Source organism: Neisseria animalis (assembly GCF_900636515.1).
Taxonomy (GTDB): Bacteria; Pseudomonadota; Gammaproteobacteria; order Burkholderiales; family Neisseriaceae; genus Neisseria; species Neisseria animalis.
In genome coordinates this window covers 2,115,563-2,131,797 of sequence record NZ_LR134287.1, presented here as the reverse complement: position 1 = coordinate 2,131,797, position 16,235 = coordinate 2,115,563, and the positions used below count along the sequence as shown (strand labels likewise).

General features: G+C 54.1%; 16 protein-coding genes and 1 tRNA gene. 7 read left to right on the top strand and 10 right to left on the bottom strand.

The annotated features are described in order from the left end of the window. Nucleotides 1–254: 254 nt before the first annotated feature. The 7 genes from EL111_RS09905 to EL111_RS09875 form a co-directional block, all read right to left on the bottom strand. Nucleotides 255–3,086 (bottom strand): valine--tRNA ligase, encoded by a 2,832-nt coding sequence (locus EL111_RS09905; protein ID WP_123795129.1) that lies wholly within the window; start codon nucleotides 3,084–3,086, stop codon nucleotides 255–257. A 244-nt stretch (nucleotides 3,087–3,330) separates the two neighbouring features. After that, a complete protein-coding gene (locus EL111_RS09900; protein ID WP_123795128.1) occupies nucleotides 3,331–3,621 on the bottom strand; it encodes a helix-turn-helix domain-containing protein in 291 nt (96 codons plus the stop codon). A 607-nt stretch (nucleotides 3,622–4,228) separates the two neighbouring features. Then, nucleotides 4,229–5,008: a type I methionyl aminopeptidase gene (gene map, locus EL111_RS09895; protein WP_123795127.1), complete on the bottom strand. Its 780-nt coding sequence runs from the start codon at nucleotides 5,006–5,008 to the stop codon at nucleotides 4,229–4,231. 51 nt (nucleotides 5,009–5,059) lie between these two features. Beyond that, complete coding sequence (locus tag EL111_RS09890) at nucleotides 5,060–5,605, bottom strand: hypothetical protein (protein WP_123795126.1); 546 nt, start codon at nucleotides 5,603–5,605, stop codon at nucleotides 5,060–5,062. Nucleotides 5,606–5,738: 133 nt separating this feature from the next. Continuing rightward, nucleotides 5,739–6,347 carry a BON domain-containing protein gene (locus tag EL111_RS09885; RefSeq protein ID WP_123795125.1) on the bottom strand — a complete coding sequence of 203 codons (609 nt, stop codon included), beginning with the start codon at nucleotides 6,345–6,347 and terminating at the stop codon, nucleotides 5,739–5,741. Nucleotides 6,348–6,424: 77 nt separating this feature from the next. Then, entirely contained in the window at nucleotides 6,425–7,018 is a 594-nt protein-coding gene (locus tag EL111_RS09880; RefSeq protein ID WP_123795124.1) for a phosphoheptose isomerase, read from the bottom strand. Between the two features lie 8 nt (nucleotides 7,019–7,026). Then, nucleotides 7,027–7,374 (bottom strand): YraN family protein, encoded by a 348-nt coding sequence (locus EL111_RS09875; RefSeq protein WP_123795123.1) that lies wholly within the window; start codon nucleotides 7,372–7,374, stop codon nucleotides 7,027–7,029. 51 nt (nucleotides 7,375–7,425) lie between these two features. On the opposite strand from EL111_RS09875, the gene rsmI reads away from it, so the two are divergent. The 3 genes from rsmI to EL111_RS09860 all read left to right on the top strand — a co-directional run bounded on the left by rsmI (nucleotide 7,426) and on the right by EL111_RS09860 (nucleotide 9,035). Beyond that, on the top strand, nucleotides 7,426–8,295 hold the full coding sequence (gene rsmI / locus EL111_RS09870; protein WP_123795122.1) for a 16S rRNA (cytidine(1402)-2'-O)-methyltransferase: 870 nt from the start codon (nucleotides 7,426–7,428) through the stop codon (nucleotides 8,293–8,295). After that, nucleotides 8,286–8,687, top strand: a complete 402-nt coding sequence (locus EL111_RS09865) for a helix-turn-helix domain-containing protein (RefSeq protein ID WP_126325857.1) — start codon at nucleotides 8,286–8,288, stop codon at nucleotides 8,685–8,687. Before rsmI ends, EL111_RS09865 begins: the two co-directional genes overlap by 10 nt. Before the next feature lie 271 nt (nucleotides 8,688–8,958). Then, nucleotides 8,959–9,035, top strand: a tRNA-Pro gene (locus EL111_RS09860). Between the two features lie 410 nt (nucleotides 9,036–9,445). Here the strand turns inward: EL111_RS09860 and EL111_RS09855 are convergent. After that, nucleotides 9,446–9,934 (bottom strand): type IV pilin protein, encoded by a 489-nt coding sequence (locus EL111_RS09855; RefSeq protein WP_162842965.1) that lies wholly within the window; start codon nucleotides 9,932–9,934, stop codon nucleotides 9,446–9,448. 252 nt (nucleotides 9,935–10,186) lie between these two features. Between EL111_RS09855 and EL111_RS09850 the strand changes: the two genes are divergently transcribed. Beyond that, nucleotides 10,187–10,624, top strand: a complete 438-nt coding sequence (locus EL111_RS09850) for a pyridoxamine 5'-phosphate oxidase family protein (RefSeq protein ID WP_123795119.1) — start codon at nucleotides 10,187–10,189, stop codon at nucleotides 10,622–10,624. Between the two features lie 126 nt (nucleotides 10,625–10,750). Here EL111_RS09850 and EL111_RS09845 read toward each other — a convergent pair whose 3' ends face one another. Both EL111_RS09845 and EL111_RS09840 read right to left on the bottom strand, forming a co-directional pair. After that, on the bottom strand, nucleotides 10,751–10,954 hold the full coding sequence (locus tag EL111_RS09845; protein ID WP_123795118.1) for an oxidoreductase-like domain-containing protein: 204 nt from the start codon (nucleotides 10,952–10,954) through the stop codon (nucleotides 10,751–10,753). Further along, the gene (locus EL111_RS09840) at nucleotides 10,932–11,165 is read right to left on the bottom strand and encodes an RNA-binding S4 domain-containing protein (protein ID WP_197717756.1); all 234 of its coding nucleotides are present in this window, start codon (nucleotides 11,163–11,165) and stop codon (nucleotides 10,932–10,934) included. Before EL111_RS09840 ends, EL111_RS09845 begins: the two co-directional genes overlap by 23 nt. A 321-nt stretch (nucleotides 11,166–11,486) precedes the next feature. On the opposite strand from EL111_RS09840, the gene acpP reads away from it, so the two are divergent. From acpP to parC, 3 genes are all read left to right on the top strand, one after another. Further along, entirely contained in the window at nucleotides 11,487–11,723 is a 237-nt protein-coding gene (gene acpP / locus EL111_RS09835; protein ID WP_123795117.1) for an acyl carrier protein, read from the top strand. 216 nt (nucleotides 11,724–11,939) lie between these two features. Next, entirely contained in the window at nucleotides 11,940–13,187 is a 1,248-nt protein-coding gene (gene fabF / locus EL111_RS09830) for a beta-ketoacyl-ACP synthase II (RefSeq protein WP_123795116.1), read from the top strand. 320 nt (nucleotides 13,188–13,507) lie between these two features. Next, nucleotides 13,508–15,814 (top strand): DNA topoisomerase IV subunit A, encoded by a 2,307-nt coding sequence (parC, locus tag EL111_RS09825; protein WP_123795115.1) that lies wholly within the window; start codon nucleotides 13,508–13,510, stop codon nucleotides 15,812–15,814. The last annotated feature ends 421 nt before the right edge of the window (nucleotides 15,815–16,235 follow it).

Sequence of the window (16,235 nt, the reverse complement as noted above, 5' to 3'; positions counted from 1 at the left end):
TAGCGGCAAAATACGGCAGGGCGGCAGGCAGTACGCCCAAGCAAGGCTGTATCATTTTGTTTTTAAAAGTTATATAGTCATTTAAAATAAGAATGATACAGCGTTGCTTTGCCTTGCCGTACTATGTGTACTGTCTGCGGCTTCGCTGCCTTGTCTCATTCTTATTTTATTCGACTATATATAAAAAAGGCCGTCTGCAAATGGAACTGTCTAATTTGCAGACGGCCTTTTTCAGCGTTTTCAAACTTCCCGGTTTAGTCTTTCAACTTCGCCAGTTGGGTTTGCACTTTCGCCATTTTGTCTTCCAATTCCGCCAGTTCTGCGCGGTCTTTTTCCACCAGATGCGCGGGGGCTTTTTCGGTATAGCCGGGTTTGGAGAGTTTGGCGTTGAGTTTGTCCAAAGCTTTTTGCAGTTTTTCCGCTTCTTTGGTGAGGCGGGCGGTTTCGGCGGCTTTGTCGATTTCCACTTTCAGCATCAGCCTTGCGCCGTTGCACACGGCAACGGGTGCGTCTTCGTTTTCGGGCAGTTTGCCGACGATGTTGGCTTCGGTGAGGCGGGTCATGGACGGCAGGTATTTCAGCAGTCCGACCAGATCTTCGCTGCCTTCGACAAACAGCGGGGCTTTCACGTTCGGCGCGATGCCCATTTCGCCGCGCAGGTTGCGTACGGCTCCGATTAAGTCTTGCAGCGCGGCCATTTGGTCGAAGGCCGTCTGAACGATTTTTTCGGTATCGGCAACCGGCCATGCGGCGAGCATGATGCTGCCGGTGCGTTTGGCGTTGGCCAAAGGTGCCACGGTCTGCCACAGCTCTTCGGTGATGAAGGGCATAATCGGGTGCAGCAGGCGCAGGATGACTTCGAGCACGCGCACGAGGGTGCGGCGGGTGGTGCGCTGGGTGGTCGGGCAGCCGGTTTGCAGCTGTACTTTGGCCAGCTCGATGTACCAGTCGCAGAAGTCGTTCCACACAAATTCGTACAGGGTTTGCGCGGCCAAATCGAAGCGGTAGGTGTCGAAGGCTTCGGTAACGGCGGCTTCGGTTTGCTGCAGGCGGCCGATAATCCATTGGTCGGCGAAGGTATAGGCCAGCGGCTGGGTTTCGTCTTGGCCGCAGTCTTTTTCTTCCACGTTCATCAGTACGAAATTGGTGGCGTTCCACAATTTGTTGCAGAAGTTGCGGTAGCCTTCGGCGCGTTTGAAGTCGAAGTTGATGCTGCGGCCGAGGCTGGCGTAGCTCGCCATGGTGAAGCGCAGTGCGTCGGCACCGAATACGGGAATGCCTTCGGGGAAGAGTTTTTTGGTGGCTTCCACCACTTGCGGGGCTTTTTCGGGGCGGCGCAGGCCGGTGGTGCGTTTGACCAGCAGCTGCTCCAAGTCGATGCCGTCAATCAAATCCACGGGGTCGATGACGTTGCCCTCGGATTTGGACATTTTCTTGCCTTCGTGGTCGCGCACCATGCCGTGGATGTACACGTCTTTAAACGGCACTTTGCCGGTGAAGTGGGTGGTCATCATAATCATGCGCGCCACCCAGAAGAAGATGATTTCGTAGCCGGTTACCAATACATTGCTCGGCAGGAAGGCTTTGAGTTCTTCGGTTTCAGACGGCCAACCCAAAGTGGAAAACGGCACCAGCGCGGAGGAGAACCAGGTGTCGAGTACGTCTTCATCGCGGGTGAGGTTTTGGCTGCCTGAAAGTTTTTGCGCTTCGGCTTCGCTGCGGGCGACGAATACGTTGCCGTTTTCGTCGTACCATGCAGGGATTTGGTGTCCCCACCACAGTTGGCGCGAAATACACCAGTCTTGGATGTTGTTCATCCATTGGTTGTAGGTATTGACCCAGTTTTCGGGAATGAATTTCACCGCGCCGCTGTCCACCGCTTTTTTGGCTTTTTCAGACAGGCTCAATCCTTTAAATTCGCTTTCCGGTTCGCCGCCGTCGGGTTTCGCGCTCATGGCGACAAACCATTGGCTGGTCAGCATCGGTTCGATGACGGAGCCGGTGCGGTCGCCTTTCGGGGTCATCAGCGTGTGCGGTTTCACGGCTGCCAGCAAGCCCTGCGCCTCCAAATCGGCCACCATTTGCTTGCGGGCGGCGAAACGGTCGAGGCCGGCATAGGCTTCGGGCAGGGCAAAGCCTTGTTGCGCTTTGCCTTGGAAGTTGAACACTTCGGCCTGTGCCAGTACTTTGGCCGTCAAATCAAACACATTGACCAGCAGCGTGTCGTGGCGTTTGCCGACTTCGTAGTCGTTGAAATCGTGCGCGGGGGTGATTTTCACGCAGCCGGTGCCGAAGTCTTTTTCCACATATTCGTCGGCAATCACGGGGATTTTGCGGCCGGTCAGCGGCAGCAGCAATTCTTTGCCGATTAAATGCGCGTAGCGTTCGTCTTCGGGGTGTACCGCCACCGCCACGTCGCCCAGCAGGGTTTCGGGGCGGGTGGTCGCCACAATCAGGCCGTCTGAAGGATTGTCGGCCAGCGGATAGCGGATGTGCCACATCGAGCCTTGCTCTTCCACGCTTTCCACTTCCAAATCGGAAACGGCGGTTCCGAGCACGGGATCCCAGTTCACCAAACGCTTGCCGCGGTAAATCAAACCCTGCTCAAACAGGCGTACGAAGACTTCGGTCACCACTTCGGCGCGGGTGTCGTCCATGGTGAAATACTCGCGCGTCCAGTCGGCGGAGCAGCCCACGCGGCGCATTTGCTGCGTAATCGTGCCGCCGGATTGCTCCTTCCATTCCCACACTTTCGCCAAAAACGCTTCGCGACCCAAATCATGACGCGACACGCCTTGCTCGCCCAATTGGCGTTCCACCACAATCTGCGTGGCGATGCCTGCGTGGTCGGTGCCCGGAATCCAAGCCGTGTTGCGGCCTTTCATGCGGTAGTAGCGGGTGAGGCCGTCCATAATCGTTTGGTTGAAGGCATGACCCATGTGCAGCGTGCCGGTGACGTTCGGCGGCGGAAGCTGAATGGAGAACGATTCTTGCGAAGCGTCCATATGCGGCTGGAAATAGCCTTTTTCTTGCCAGTTTGCGTAATGTTTGGTTTCGATTTCGGCGGGATTGTATTTGTCTAGCATGGTGGGTTTGATATTGAATGTTTGAAAAAATCTGACAGCATTATAACGCAAAAAGGCCGTCTGAAAATGCGGAGAAAGGGTTTCAGACGGCTTGTTTGCATACGGGCGGGCTGATGCGGTTTTCCGATGGCGGCAGTATGCGGGCGGTGCTGTCGGGGTATCGGTTTGGTGTTTACGGGTATGGAGAATATGGAAATGCCGTCTGCAAACGAACCGTGAAAACCGATTTGCAGACGGCATGAGATTATTTTTTCCCGCTTTTGGCCTCTTTTTTCAGCTCGGCGTACAACTCGGGATTGCGCTCTTTCAATAAGGCGGCAACGGCCAAATCATCGCGGCTGACTTTTGCCAAGTCGACCTGTTCGATGTGTACCAAACGCAGCAGTTCGCGAACGGGTTTGGGCATATTGCGGCCGGATTCGTAGCGGGAACCTCCGGATTGGGTAACACCGATTTTGTTCCAAAAATCGATTTGGTTCAGTCCCAGTTTTTTACGGATTTCGCGGATATTGTCTATTTTGTCAAAAGATTTCATGAAATATTCCTTCTGTTGGGCAAACATACACATCATGTTTGCGGGTGAAACAAAATGAAGCAATATGCGGCTCGTTTCGGCTCTTATGCGACTTATTCTGTTTCACCGTGCCGGCCCGAAAACGGAGTAGGGGTAACGGATATTGGTATCGGGCATTTTTCTTTAAGTATAGGATAAATGCGGCCGGTTTGCCGTATTTTTACGGTATTTCCGGATTGTCTGTGTGGGTATAAAAATTTCAATAATTAAAGTTTTTCAATGGTTTGATGTTAATTATGCAAGGGTGCTAGGCGAATTTTTACACAGTGAAACAAAATTTATCAAAATGGAAATCAGAAGGATTAATGATGAGATGCCTGCAAGGTGCATGGGGTAAGTCAGCCGGATAAGGCAGACTCATAGAAGCGGGGGAAGTGGGAAACGGGTTCGGGCAGATGTGCAAGGCAGGCAAATTCAGACAGCGGTCAGAATCTTGAAGCCGCTAAGGAGTTGGAATGGCGGTGTGTCAAGTGCCAAGATGTTATTGAAGGCCGTCTGCAAAACGGTTTGGCGGGTAAGACCGGTCCAACCGTTTTGCAGACGGCCTTCAATGTTTTTTATATTGAAATCAAGGCTTACCGGTAGCGGGGCTGACGGTTAGGATTTCGTAGCCGGTTTCGGTAACGAGAACTTCGTGTTCCCATTGAGCGGAGAGGGAGCGGTCTTTGGTAACGACTGTCCAGCCGTCTGCCAAAATCCGCAAGTGGCGTTTGCCTTGGTTGATCATCGGCTCGATGGTGAAAATCATGCCGGGTTTTAAGACCATGCCTTGACCTTTTTTGCCGTAGTGAACGACTTGAGGTGCTTCGTGGAAGCCGCGGCCGATGCCGTGTCCGCAAAATTCCTGCACAACCGAATAGCCGGCGTTTTCGGCAACGGTTTGGCAGGCGTGGCCGATGTCGCCGAGGGTTGCGCCGGGTTTGACGGCTTCGATACCCGCCATCATGGAGGCGTGGGTCACGTCAATCAGGCGTTGGGCAATGGGGCTGATTTTGCCGACGGCAAACATTCGGCTGGAATCGCCGTGAAATCCGTCTTTTTTGATGGTTACGTCGATGTTGATGATGTCGCCTTCTTTGAGCGGTTTATCATCGGGAATGCCGTGGCAGATAACGTGGTTGACGGATGTGCAGCAGGATTTGGGGTAGGGCGGATTGCCGTAGTGGAGTGGTGCGGGGTAGCCACCTTGTACTTCGGTATGGTAGTCGTAGATGAGTTTGTCCAGCTCGTTGGTGGTTACTCCGGGTTTGACGAATTGTCCGATGTAGTCGAGTGCTTCGGCGGCAAGACGGCCGAGTTCGCGCATTTTTTCGATTTCTTCGGGGGTTTTGATGATGACTGTGTCCATGGGTTTCCTTGTGGTTTTCAGACGGCTTCGGCCGTCTGAAAAGGGGGAGGGTTAAAATAAGTTGTCAATGACTTCTTTGTGTTGCTGGGGTTTGGGTTGGGCAGCTTGTTTGGGCTGCGGTGCGGCAGCGGGTTTGCTGTCGGCTTGTGGTTTCGGGGGTACGGGGCGTTCGGCACGGGGTTCGGGTTTGGGTTCGCGTGCCGGAGCGGTGCGGGCAGGCGGTTCGTATGCCGTATCGTTATCGCTGTTTTCAACCGGCCGGCGGGGTTGCGGGCGCGGTTGGGTGCAGCTTGGAGCGGGTTCGGCAGATTCCGTGCGCTCTGAATTTGCCGGGGCGGCTGCGGGTCGGGTTGCCGGTCGGGACTGGCCGCTTTCGGGGTTGAGTACGATGGTGCCTTGACGGGTCGAGCCTTCGGGTTTCCAAACTTCTACGCGGTTCGGTTCGGGGGAGCGGGTCGGTTCTTGAGCCGTGCGCGCTTCGCTGCGGGGTTTGAAGGTGTTGAAAATACCGACAATCAGGGCGATGACGGCTATCAGGCAGATGCCGAGTGTCAGGGTAATCAGGTGTTTGGGTTTGAGGCGGAAAGATTGGGACATAAAACGGTATCCGTGGGGTTCGGCAGCCGGTATGCCGTCTGTAAAATGGCAGATACGGGCGGTTTGGTGCAGCAGCCGTCAAACTTCCGCTGCGGCGCTTTGGCGGCGGTGTTCAACGGCTGGTGCGTTTCGGTTATTGGGCGGTGTAGTTTTGGTACAGGGTAACGACTTTCTGTACACCGAGGGTGGTGCTGACTTTATGTGTAACGGCGGCTTGTTCCTCGGGTGTCAGAATGCCCATTACATAGGTTACGTTGTCGTAGGTAACGATTTTGGTACGCGCTTGGGTGGCGGGGTTGATGCCCAACAGCGAGGCGCGCACTTTGGACGTGCTCCATGTGTCGGCACTGATGTTGCCGAACGAACGGGCGGAGGTGGCTACGGTAATGTAGTTGTAAACGCCCTCGGCTGCCTGTTGGGAACGGGCAACTTGTTCGACAAATTGTTTTTCGCCTTCGCTGGCAACCTGGCCGAGCAACAGCAGACGGCGGTTGTAGCTGACAACGTTGATTTTCGGCGTGTATCCTGTGATTTGATTGTTTTGTTTCAGGTAGGACAGCGCGGTGGTTTCTACACGCAATGCCATGACGTTGTCGTCGGCCTGTGCGCCGGTGGTGCGCCGGTCGATGGCGGATTTGGTACCGGCGGCGGCTCCGCCGATGAGTGCGCTGACGCAGCCGCTGAGGGTCAGGGACAATACGGCGGCGGTGAGAAGGGGTTTGGCATATTGCTTGATTTTCATAACAGTCCTTCCGGAGGGTGAAAACAAGATTGCAGACGGCTTTTGCTGTTTGGAAAGGCCGTCTGCAAAAGAGAGGGTCAGAAACCTTCCAGCAGTGTGGAATCGATACAGTCGCACAGGGCGTGTATCAGCAGGATATGGATTTCCTGAATGCGGGCGGTGCGCGGGTGGGGGACGTTCAACAGCACGTCGCTGTCTTTCAGCATCGCGGCGATTTTGCCGCCGTCGCGGCCGGTCAGGGCGACAACGTGCATATCGCGTTCGTGTGCCGCTTTGACGGCTTCGATGACGTTGCCGGAATTGCCGGAGGTGGAGATGCCGACCAATATGTCGCCGGCGCGGCCGAGTGCGCGGACCTGTTTGCTGAAAATGTGCTCGAAACCGTAGTCGTTGCCGATGGCGGTGAGGGCGGAGGTGTCGGTGGTCAGTGCGACCGCCGCCAGTTCCATGCGTTCTTTCTCAAAACGGCCGGTCATTTCGGCGGCGAAATGTTGCGCGTCGGCAGCCGAACCGCCGTTGCCGCAGATGAGGATTTTGCCGTCGTTCATCAGGCATTCCAGCATCAGTTGTGCGGCCTGTGCGGTAGGCTCGGCCAGCACTTCCGCCGCCTGTTGCTTGGCCTTGATGCTCTCTTCGAAATGCGCGGCTGCCCGCGCTTGCAATGTGGTCATGGATTTAATCAACCTGTGATGTTTTGCACCCAAACCGGGGTACTGTTTCCCTGAATCAGCACCGCGTCCAAGCGGCACGGTGCGTTGCTCAGGCCGTGTTGTTGCAGATAATACTCTACACTTCGTTGCAATTTCAATAATTTGGACGGGGAAATGCTGTATGCGGCTCCGCCGAAACCGCTATTTTTGCGGTATTTTACTTCAACAAACAAAATCATACCGCCGGTTTTGACAATCAGGTCGATTTCACCGTAGGTGCAATGCCAGTTGCGTGCCAGCAGTTTGCAGCCTTGCGATTCCAAAAACGATAACGCCGCATTTTCCCCCGCTTCGCCCTGTTTGTGGTTCAAACGCATATTTTTTCCCGTGTATAATGATTTTCTATTTTTTCAGACGGCCTCAAACCCATGATACAGAAACACTATCAAAAAGCCTGCGACAGCCTTGCACCGCAAACATTATACGTTGTCGCCACACCCATCGGCAATTTGGCCGACATTACCCTGCGCGCGTTGGCGGTGTTGGAAAGTGCCGACATCGTGTGCGCCGAAGATACGCGCGTGACCGCGCAGCTTCTGAGTGCCTACGGCATACAGGCCAAGCTGGTGAGCGTGCGCGAACACAACGAGCAGCAGATGGCCGACAAAATCACCGCTTATCTTGCAGACGGCCTGATGGTGGCGCAGGTGTCCGATGCGGGTACGCCGGCCGTGTGCGATCCGGGGGCGAAACTTGCCGCACGCGTGCGCGAAGCGGGATTTAAAGTGGTGCCGGTTGTGGGAGCGAGTGCGGTAATGGGTGCGTTGAGCGTGGCGGGCGTGGCCGAACCGGACTTTTATTTCAACGGTTTTCTGCCGCCGAAATCGGGCGAACGCCAAAAATTGTTTGAAAAATGGGAAGAGGCGGATTATCCGGTTGTGATGTTTGAAACGCCGCACCGTATCGAGGCATCGCTTGCGGAGATGGCGGCGCGTTTTCCCGATCGCGAAATTGTGTTGGCACGCGAAATCAGCAAGACGTTTGAAACTTTTTTAAGCGGCAGCGTGGCCGAAGTACAGACGGCCTTGCAAAACGACAGCAACCAAACGCGCGGGGAAATGGTGCTCATCCTCCACCCCGCCCGTAAGGAAAAGCACAGCGGACTGCCCGAAGAAGCGCAGCAGGTGATGAAGGTTCTGGCGGCCGAGCTGCCGACCAAACAGGCGGCGGATTTGGCGGCGAAAATTACCGGCGAAAGTAAGAAAGCACTTTATGATTTGGCGCTGACTTGGAAATAGGTTTGCGGTTTCCAAATATGGGCACGCAAGGAAACCGGATATTATCTTTGGCGATTGTGGTTTTTGCCGAAATTGCCGAAATTGCTGCCGCCTTCGCTATATTTGTGCCGTGGATTTTTAAACAACGCCAAGCACCCATGCGGGGCTTTTTGGAAGGCTTGATGAAACCAAACGCCCAAACCCGTTACAATCTAAACCCCGATTATTTGCGTGATCTGATTGAAAAAACTGGCTTAACCCGGCGTGAAGTTGCCGAACTTATCGGCATTAGCCCACGCATGATGCGTAGCTATCTGACCTTTACCGATAACGCCACTTACCAGAAAGCCCTTTATGCCGTGCAGTTTTGTCTTGAATGCTTGGTCGACCGCTCTTCAGACGCCCCAAAATAACTCGTCAAGCGCAAAGTCCTTGCCGCCATCGGTTTGCTTTATCCGACAAACTTACCCGACAAACGTTTCATTTTTTCCCATCACGATATGGTGAGCATACCGCCGAAAACGGCTGCCGCACGACTTCGCCATGTTGCTTTGTTGCAAAGCTGTATTGGCAGCGGCTGTGCCGGTGCGGTTGAGCGTTGGGCGGTGTTGGCATTTGCAGACGGCTTTTGTGTGCAAACAGCTTGCCAAACGGGGAAAACAGGGTTTATAATACTCGCTTATTCGGAATGTAGCGCAGCCCGGTAGCGCACTTCGTTCGGGACGAAGGGGTCGGAGGTTCGAATCCTCTCATTCCGACCATATTACAAAACCGCTTTGGATTATATGCCAAAGCGGTTTTATTTTTGTTCGGGCAGGCAGGCGGCTGTGCAGGATAAAATCGGCGCGATACGGTAGATTTGGTTTCCTGTTTGCGGTCGCTGGATTGATATTGCCGTTTTCAAATGTCGGCGCGGTGTTGATGCAGGCTGTTGAAAAAGGGCTGTTGCACGCTTTGCTCTGTCTGCTTGTGGCAGACAACGGTTATTAAATATTGCCTGATACGGTGTTTTCTTCAAAGAGAGGAACTGGCCGAGTTCGGGAGCGGTACGTCTGCCGTCTGTACTGTCCGTATGGTGGGCGGTTGTACTGTTTTGTTTTATTTTTTGTTATCCGAGTATAAAAGGCCGTCTGCACATTTCGTTTTGCAGACGGCCTTTGCGATGGGCGGATTAATGCTGGAAGACCGTGCATTCTTTATCATTGTCCGAATTGCCGGGGAAGTGGGGCAGCCCGTCGTCGCAGCGGCTGTCGGAACTTTGGCAGATAAGGGTGGTCAGAGATTCGTTGATTTTCAATACGCGCGGTTCGCGGTTTTTGTCGAAGGCGACGGCTTTGAGGGTGAATTTGCCTTCGCGGTTTTCGGTTTGTCCGCGCGCCTGACTGCTGAAGCGGATGCAGAATGTGTCGGTCTGTGTCAGCGGCAGATCCGGCCAGTTGGCTGTATTTCTGCGGATGCGGCCGTTTTGCAGATAGTATTTTTCCAAATATTGGGTATTTTCCAGCAGGGCGGCTTGTGCCTCGCGCAAACGGCTGTCGCGGATATGGCGGTCGTAAGCGGGCAGGGCGGTAGCGGCAAGAACGGCTAAGACGGCGGTTGCCGCCAGAAGCTGAATCAGGCTGAAGCCGCGGTTGCGGTGCTGTGGGGCAGGGCGTTTCATGGTCGGCGTGTGCGGTAATGGGTTTGAAGTTATAGTCATTTAAAATAAGAATGATACAGCGTTGCTTTGCCTTGCCGTACTATGTGTACTGTCTGCGGCTTCGCTGCCTTGTCTCATTCTTATTTTATTCGACTATATTTTACCGTATTTTCTTTTGCCGGAAAGCGCGTTGAAAATGAGAAAAACAACGGCAATGGGGCGGCTCGGGCGAAATCGGGCGTAAAATAACGGTTTTGCCGAAGGGGAGTGGTGATGAATCCGATACCTGATCATATCGCTGCGTTTTTCCGCCAAAATCATGTGGTCAGCTTGGCGGCGGCGCATGAGGGCGATATTTGGAGCGCGTGTTGTTTTTATGTGCCGGATTTGCAGGCGGGAAGGCTGATTGTGCTGACTTCGCGCACCACGCGCCATGGGGTGCTGATGTCGGCCAATCCGCGTATTGCCGGGACGGTGGCGGGGCAGCCGAAGAGCTTGGCGCAAATCCGCGGTATCCAATTTCAGGCGCGGGCGGAAATCATTGAAGATGAAGCGGAGCGAAAAACCGCGTGTGCGCTGTTTTACCAAGCGCACCCTGTTGCCCGCGCCATGAAAAGCGATGTGTGGGCGTTGGTGTTGGAAAGCGTGAAGTTTACCGACAATAAACAGGTGTTTGCACAGAAAACCGTTTGGCAGCGGAATGAAGTTTGAGGGGTGAAAACGGCGCAAGGCGGCTGTTTGGGCAGAAAGGCCGTCTGCAAAATCTGCCTTTCATGCGGCAATTTGCAGACGGCTTCGGCAAGGCGGCAATGTATCTGCCGGACTGCGCGGGCAGTCTTATGCGTCGTCTGCAGACGGCAGTAAAGCCTGCAGGCGTTTTTGCTGGGCATCGTAACGGGCTTTTTCGTCCCAATAGATGGTTTGGATACAGGCATCGCCGCAGTCGCTGCCGCAGCATTCCCAACTTTCGGGGCGGACGGGTTCGTCCAGCAGCGTTTCGCCCAACAGGGTTTCCGCTTTATTCTTCAGGGTCGTATCCATCGGCAATGTCCAAGCGTGCACCGTCAAATTCAATCACTTCGCCGCCGCGGATTTTAGCGGTTTTTCGTGTCTCAACCTCACCGTTGCGGAAAACCAAACCTTCGGCAATAAAGGCTTTCGCCTGACCGCCGCTTTCGGCAAGGCCGGCAAGTTTCAGCAGGTCGCACAAGGCGATGTATTCGTTGTCTTCCAGATAGACGGTGGCTTCCATGATGTTTCCTTGAGGATTTTGTGTGTATTTTAACCGAAGAGCGGGCCGGAAAGGGAGTTTGTGCAGTGGAAAAGACGTGCAAGGCCGTCTGCAAAACAGCGAATGTTTCTGATTTTTGCTATGCAAGTATCTGATAATAAATAAAAACAAAAAGCTGCTTGTGGGATAAAATCGCCCTGTGCTAATATGCCGAGTAACGGGAGTTGCCGTGCGGATGTGCAAAAAACACATTTTTAGATGGAAAACTCTAATCCGATTCGGTAAAATAGCACCGATTACCTTTTTCTAAACCCGCCGTAAGGCATATAAGGAACGACTGACATGTCAAACATCGAACAACAAGTTAAAAAAATTGTTGCTGAACAACTGGGCGTAGATGAAGCCGAAGTGAAAAACGAGTCCTCTTTCCAAGACGACTTGGGCGCGGATTCTTTGGATACCGTTGAGCTGGTAATGGCTTTGGAAGAAGCATTCGGTTGCGAAATCCCTGATGAAGATGCCGAAAAAATCACTACCGTACAACTGGCTATCGATTACATCAACGCCCACAACGGCTAATTTTCAGCGGTAAACGGTAAAGTATATCAGCCTCTGCTGCATCATAAGCAAACAGAGGCTTTTACCTTATTTGGTCGCGGCAGATTTTCAGACGGCTGTGTTGCTTTTTGCCGCCATTCGGTTTGTTTTCCGACAGTATGCCCAACAGGGCAGGGTCGGAATATTCAGACGGCATTGTCCGATTGAGACATTGTCCCATCTACTAGCGAGATTATCATGAGTCAGAGAAGAGTAGTCATTACAGGTCTTGGCCAAGTATCACCGGTCGGCAACGACGTCGCCGAAGCATGGAGCAACCTGCTCGCAGGCAAAAGCGGCATCGGTTTAATTACCCGCTTTGACGCATCTGAAATCAACAGCCAAATCGCAGGCGAAGTACGCGGTTTTGACATCGGTCAATACATCAGCGCCAAAGAAGCCCGCCGCATGGATGTGTTTATCCACTACGGCTTGGCTGCTGCCCTGCAGGCCATTTCCGATGCCGGTTTGGACGATACGCCCGATTTGGATAAAGACCGAGTCGGCGTGAACATCGGCTCCGGTATCGGCGGTATGCCCAGCATTGAAGCCACTGGCATTGCGGTACAAGAAGGCGGATCGCGCAAAATCAACCCGTTTTTCATTCCCGGCTCGCTGATTAACCTGATTGCCGGCCATGTCACCATTCTCAAAGGCTATCGCGGCCCTTCCTACGGTATGGTTTCCGCGTGTACCACCGGCGCACACTCCATCGGTGATGCGGCCCGTCTGATTAAATACGGCGATGCCGACGTGATGGTTGCCGGCGGTGCGGAAGGTACGATTAATATGTTGAGCGTGGGCGGTTTCGCCGCCATGAAGGCACTTTCCACACGCAACGACGATCCGGCTACCGCTTCCCGTCCGTGGGACAAAGACCGCGACGGCTTCGTTATCGGCGAAGGCGCGGGCGTGCTGGTGTTGGAAGAGTTGGAACACGCCAAAAAACGCGGGGCGAAAATTTACGCCGAGCTGGTCGGCTTCGGCATGAGTTCCGATGCTTACCACATTACCGCGCCAAACGAAGAAGGGCCGGCACTGGCAGTAACCCGCGCCCTGAAAGATGCCGGATTGAACGCGGCCGATGTGGATTATGTCAATGCACACGGCACGTCCACACCGCTAGGCGATGCCAACGAAACCAAAGCATTAAAACGCGCTTTGGGCGAGCATGCTGCAAATGTAGTGGTCAACTCCACCAAATCCATGACCGGACACCTGCTGGGTGCGGCCGGCGGCGTGGAAGCTGTATATAGCGTATTGGCGGTTCACAACCAAAAATCACCGCCAACTATCAACATCTTCGAGCAAGACATTGAAGCCGGTTGCGATTTGGACTACTGCGCCAACGAAGCGCGCGACGTGAAAATCGATGTCGCCATTTCCAATTCTTTCGGCTTCGGCGGCACCAACGGTACTTTGGTGTTCAAAAAGTTTGAAGGATAAGCGAAACCGGATTGTTTCAAACCTTCAAGGCCGTCTGCAAAATGTTTGCATACCCAATTTGGGTGCGGACATTTGCAGACGGCCTTTGGATTTTATGGTTGTTTGATACGGCATCATACGGCCTTGCCTGCGCCCTGCACAAAGATGGAGCAGCCGAACGGCCTAAGCAGAAAATCGGCCACCCTGTCTGGTTTTGGGTGTTACTACCTCGTTTGCTTCCGTGTGGTCAGGCGATAGCGAGAACGCCGCAAGTTGAGCGAAATCCCCTGTTTTGCTTTACAATATGCCCCATTCTTTTTTATTTGTATTTCCCGCCTTACATGAACGATATTCCCGCTACTCCCGCTCCCGCCGCCATCGGCGAAGATTACCTGCTGCTCGGCCAATATGCCGAACGCGCCTATCTCGAATACGCCATGAGCGTGGTCAAAGGCCGCGCCCTGCCCGAAGTTTCAGACGGCCAGAAGCCGGTGCAGCGGCGGATTCTGTACGCCATGCGCGATATGGGTTTGACGGCGGGTGCCAAACCGGTGAAGTCGGCGCGCGTGGTCGGCGAAATTTTGGGCAAATACCATCCGCACGGCGACAGTTCGGCCTATGAGGCAATGGTGCGCATGGCGCAGGATTTCACGCTGCGTTATCCCTTAATCGACGGCATCGGCAACTTCGGCTCGAGGGACGGCGACGGCGCGGCGGCGATGCGTTATACCGAGGCACGCTTAACGCCGATTGCGGAGCTGCTGTTATCCGAAATCAATCAGGGCACGGTGGATTTTGTACCGAACTACGACGGCGCGTTTGAAGAGCCGGTTGCGTTGCCCGCGCGGTTGCCGATGGTGCTGCTCAACGGCGCATCGGGCATTGCCGTGGGCATGGCGACGGAAATTCCGCCGCACAACCTCACCGAAGTCACCCAAGCCGCCATTGCGCTGCTGAAAAAGCCCAATTTGGAAACCGCCGATTTGCTGGCCTACATTCCCGCTCCGGATTTTGCCGGCGGCGGCCAAATCATCACCCCGTCCGACGACTTGCGCCAGATGTACGAAAGCGGCAAGGGCAGCGTGCGCGTTCGGGCGCGTTATGAAACCGAAAAACTGGCACGCGGCCAATGGCGCGTGATTGTTACCGAGCTGCCACCGAACACCAGCGCGCAAAAAATTCTGGCCGAAATCGAAGAGCAAACCAATCCTAAGCCGAAAGCGGGCAAAAAACAGCTCAACCAAGACCAGCTCAACACCAAAAAACTGATGTTGGATTTAATTGAAAAAGTACGCGACGAAAGTGACGGCGAACACCCCGTGCGTCTCGTATTCGAGCCGAAATCCAGCCGCATCGAGCCGGAAGCGTTTATGAACACGCTGATGGCGCAAACCTCGCTGGAAGGCAATGTTTCGGTGAACTTGGTGATGATGGGTTTGGACAACCGCCCCGCGCAGAAAAACCTGAAAACCATTTTGCAGGAATGGCTGGATTTCCGCGTGACCACCGTTACCCGCCGTCTGCAATTCCGCCTCTCCCAAGTGGAAAAACGCCTGCATATCTTGGAAGGCCGTCTGAAAGCCTTTCTGCACATCGACGAAGTAATCCGCGTCATCCGCGAAAGCGACGAGCCGAAAGCCGACCTGATGGCGGCGTTCGGCCTGAGCGAAATCCAAGCCGAAGACATTCTGGAAATCCGCCTGCGCCAACTGGCGCGGCTGGAAGGCTTCAAGCTGGAAAAAGAACTGGCCGAACTTCAGGAAGAGCAAGGTCGTCTGAATACTTTACTGTCGGACGAGGGTGAAAAGAAAAAGCTGATTATCAAAGAAATGACTGCCGATATGAAGCAGTTTGGCGACGAACGCCGCACGCTGGTGGAAGAAGCCGACCGCGCCTCCCTCACGCAAACCACCGCCGACGAGCCGGTTACGCTGATTTTGTCGAACAAAGGCTGGATCCGCAGCCGTGTCGGCCATAATTTGGACTTGGGGCAAACCACATTTAAAGAAGGCGACGGCCTGAAGCAGGTATTGGAAGGGCGCACCGTGTGGCCGGTGGTGGTGCTCGATTCCAAAGGCCGCACCTACACCCTCGATGCGGCAGAAATTCCGGGCGGCAGAGGCGACGGCGTGCCGGTTTCGTCCTTAATCGAATTGCAAAACGGCGCGCATGTGGTGGCCATGATGACCGGCCTGCCCGACCGGCACTATCTGCTGAGCAACAGCGGAGGCTACGGTTTCATCGCCAAACTCGGCGACATGGTCAGCCGCATCAAAGCAGGCAAGGTTGTGATGGCTTTGGACGAAAGCGAAACCGTACTGCCGCCTGTGAATGTTTATGTCTCCTCCCTCATCAACCCCGACTGCAAAGTCGTGGCGGTTACCGGCGAGAACCGTGCCTTGGCGTTTACGTTGAACGAGTTGAAAGTGATGGCAAAAGGGCGCGGCTTGCAGTTTATCAGCTTGGCAGAGGGCGAAGACATGATCAGCGTCAGCACGACTACCGAGCCGACCATCACGCTGGAAAGCGTGGGCAAACGCGGTGCGGCACACAAGAATACGGTGGAAATCATCGATATCGAAGGCAAGCGCGGGCGCAAGGGTAAGGCTTTGGAGTTGTCCGGCCGTTTGAAAGGCTTGTTTGACTGACGACAAACCGTATCGCCATCACCAAAGGTAATACATTCAAGTATAATATGGCAGAAGAAAAGGCCGTCTGAACTTTTCAGACGGCCTTTTAATCAGAGGATAAGTTTCGAGCCGTACCGCACGCACCGGCTTGCGCGTCATGCAGGCAGCATGAATCAGGTTGCAGCAATACAACAGATGTTTTTTCATCATGCAAGGCCGTCTGCAAAATCCCATTACTGCACAACCTGTCGAATTTGCAGACGGCCTGTTTCGGGCGGGCAGTGCGTTAGGATAAAGCAAACGGAGAACAAGCCTGTGGTGGTACACGGCCGGCAAAAGTTGTTTGATGCGCTTGCGGTGGCAGGGTGTTTTTTTGTATATGATGTCATTATTGTTGATGTATAGTCGAATAAAATAAGAATGAGACAAGGCAGCGAAG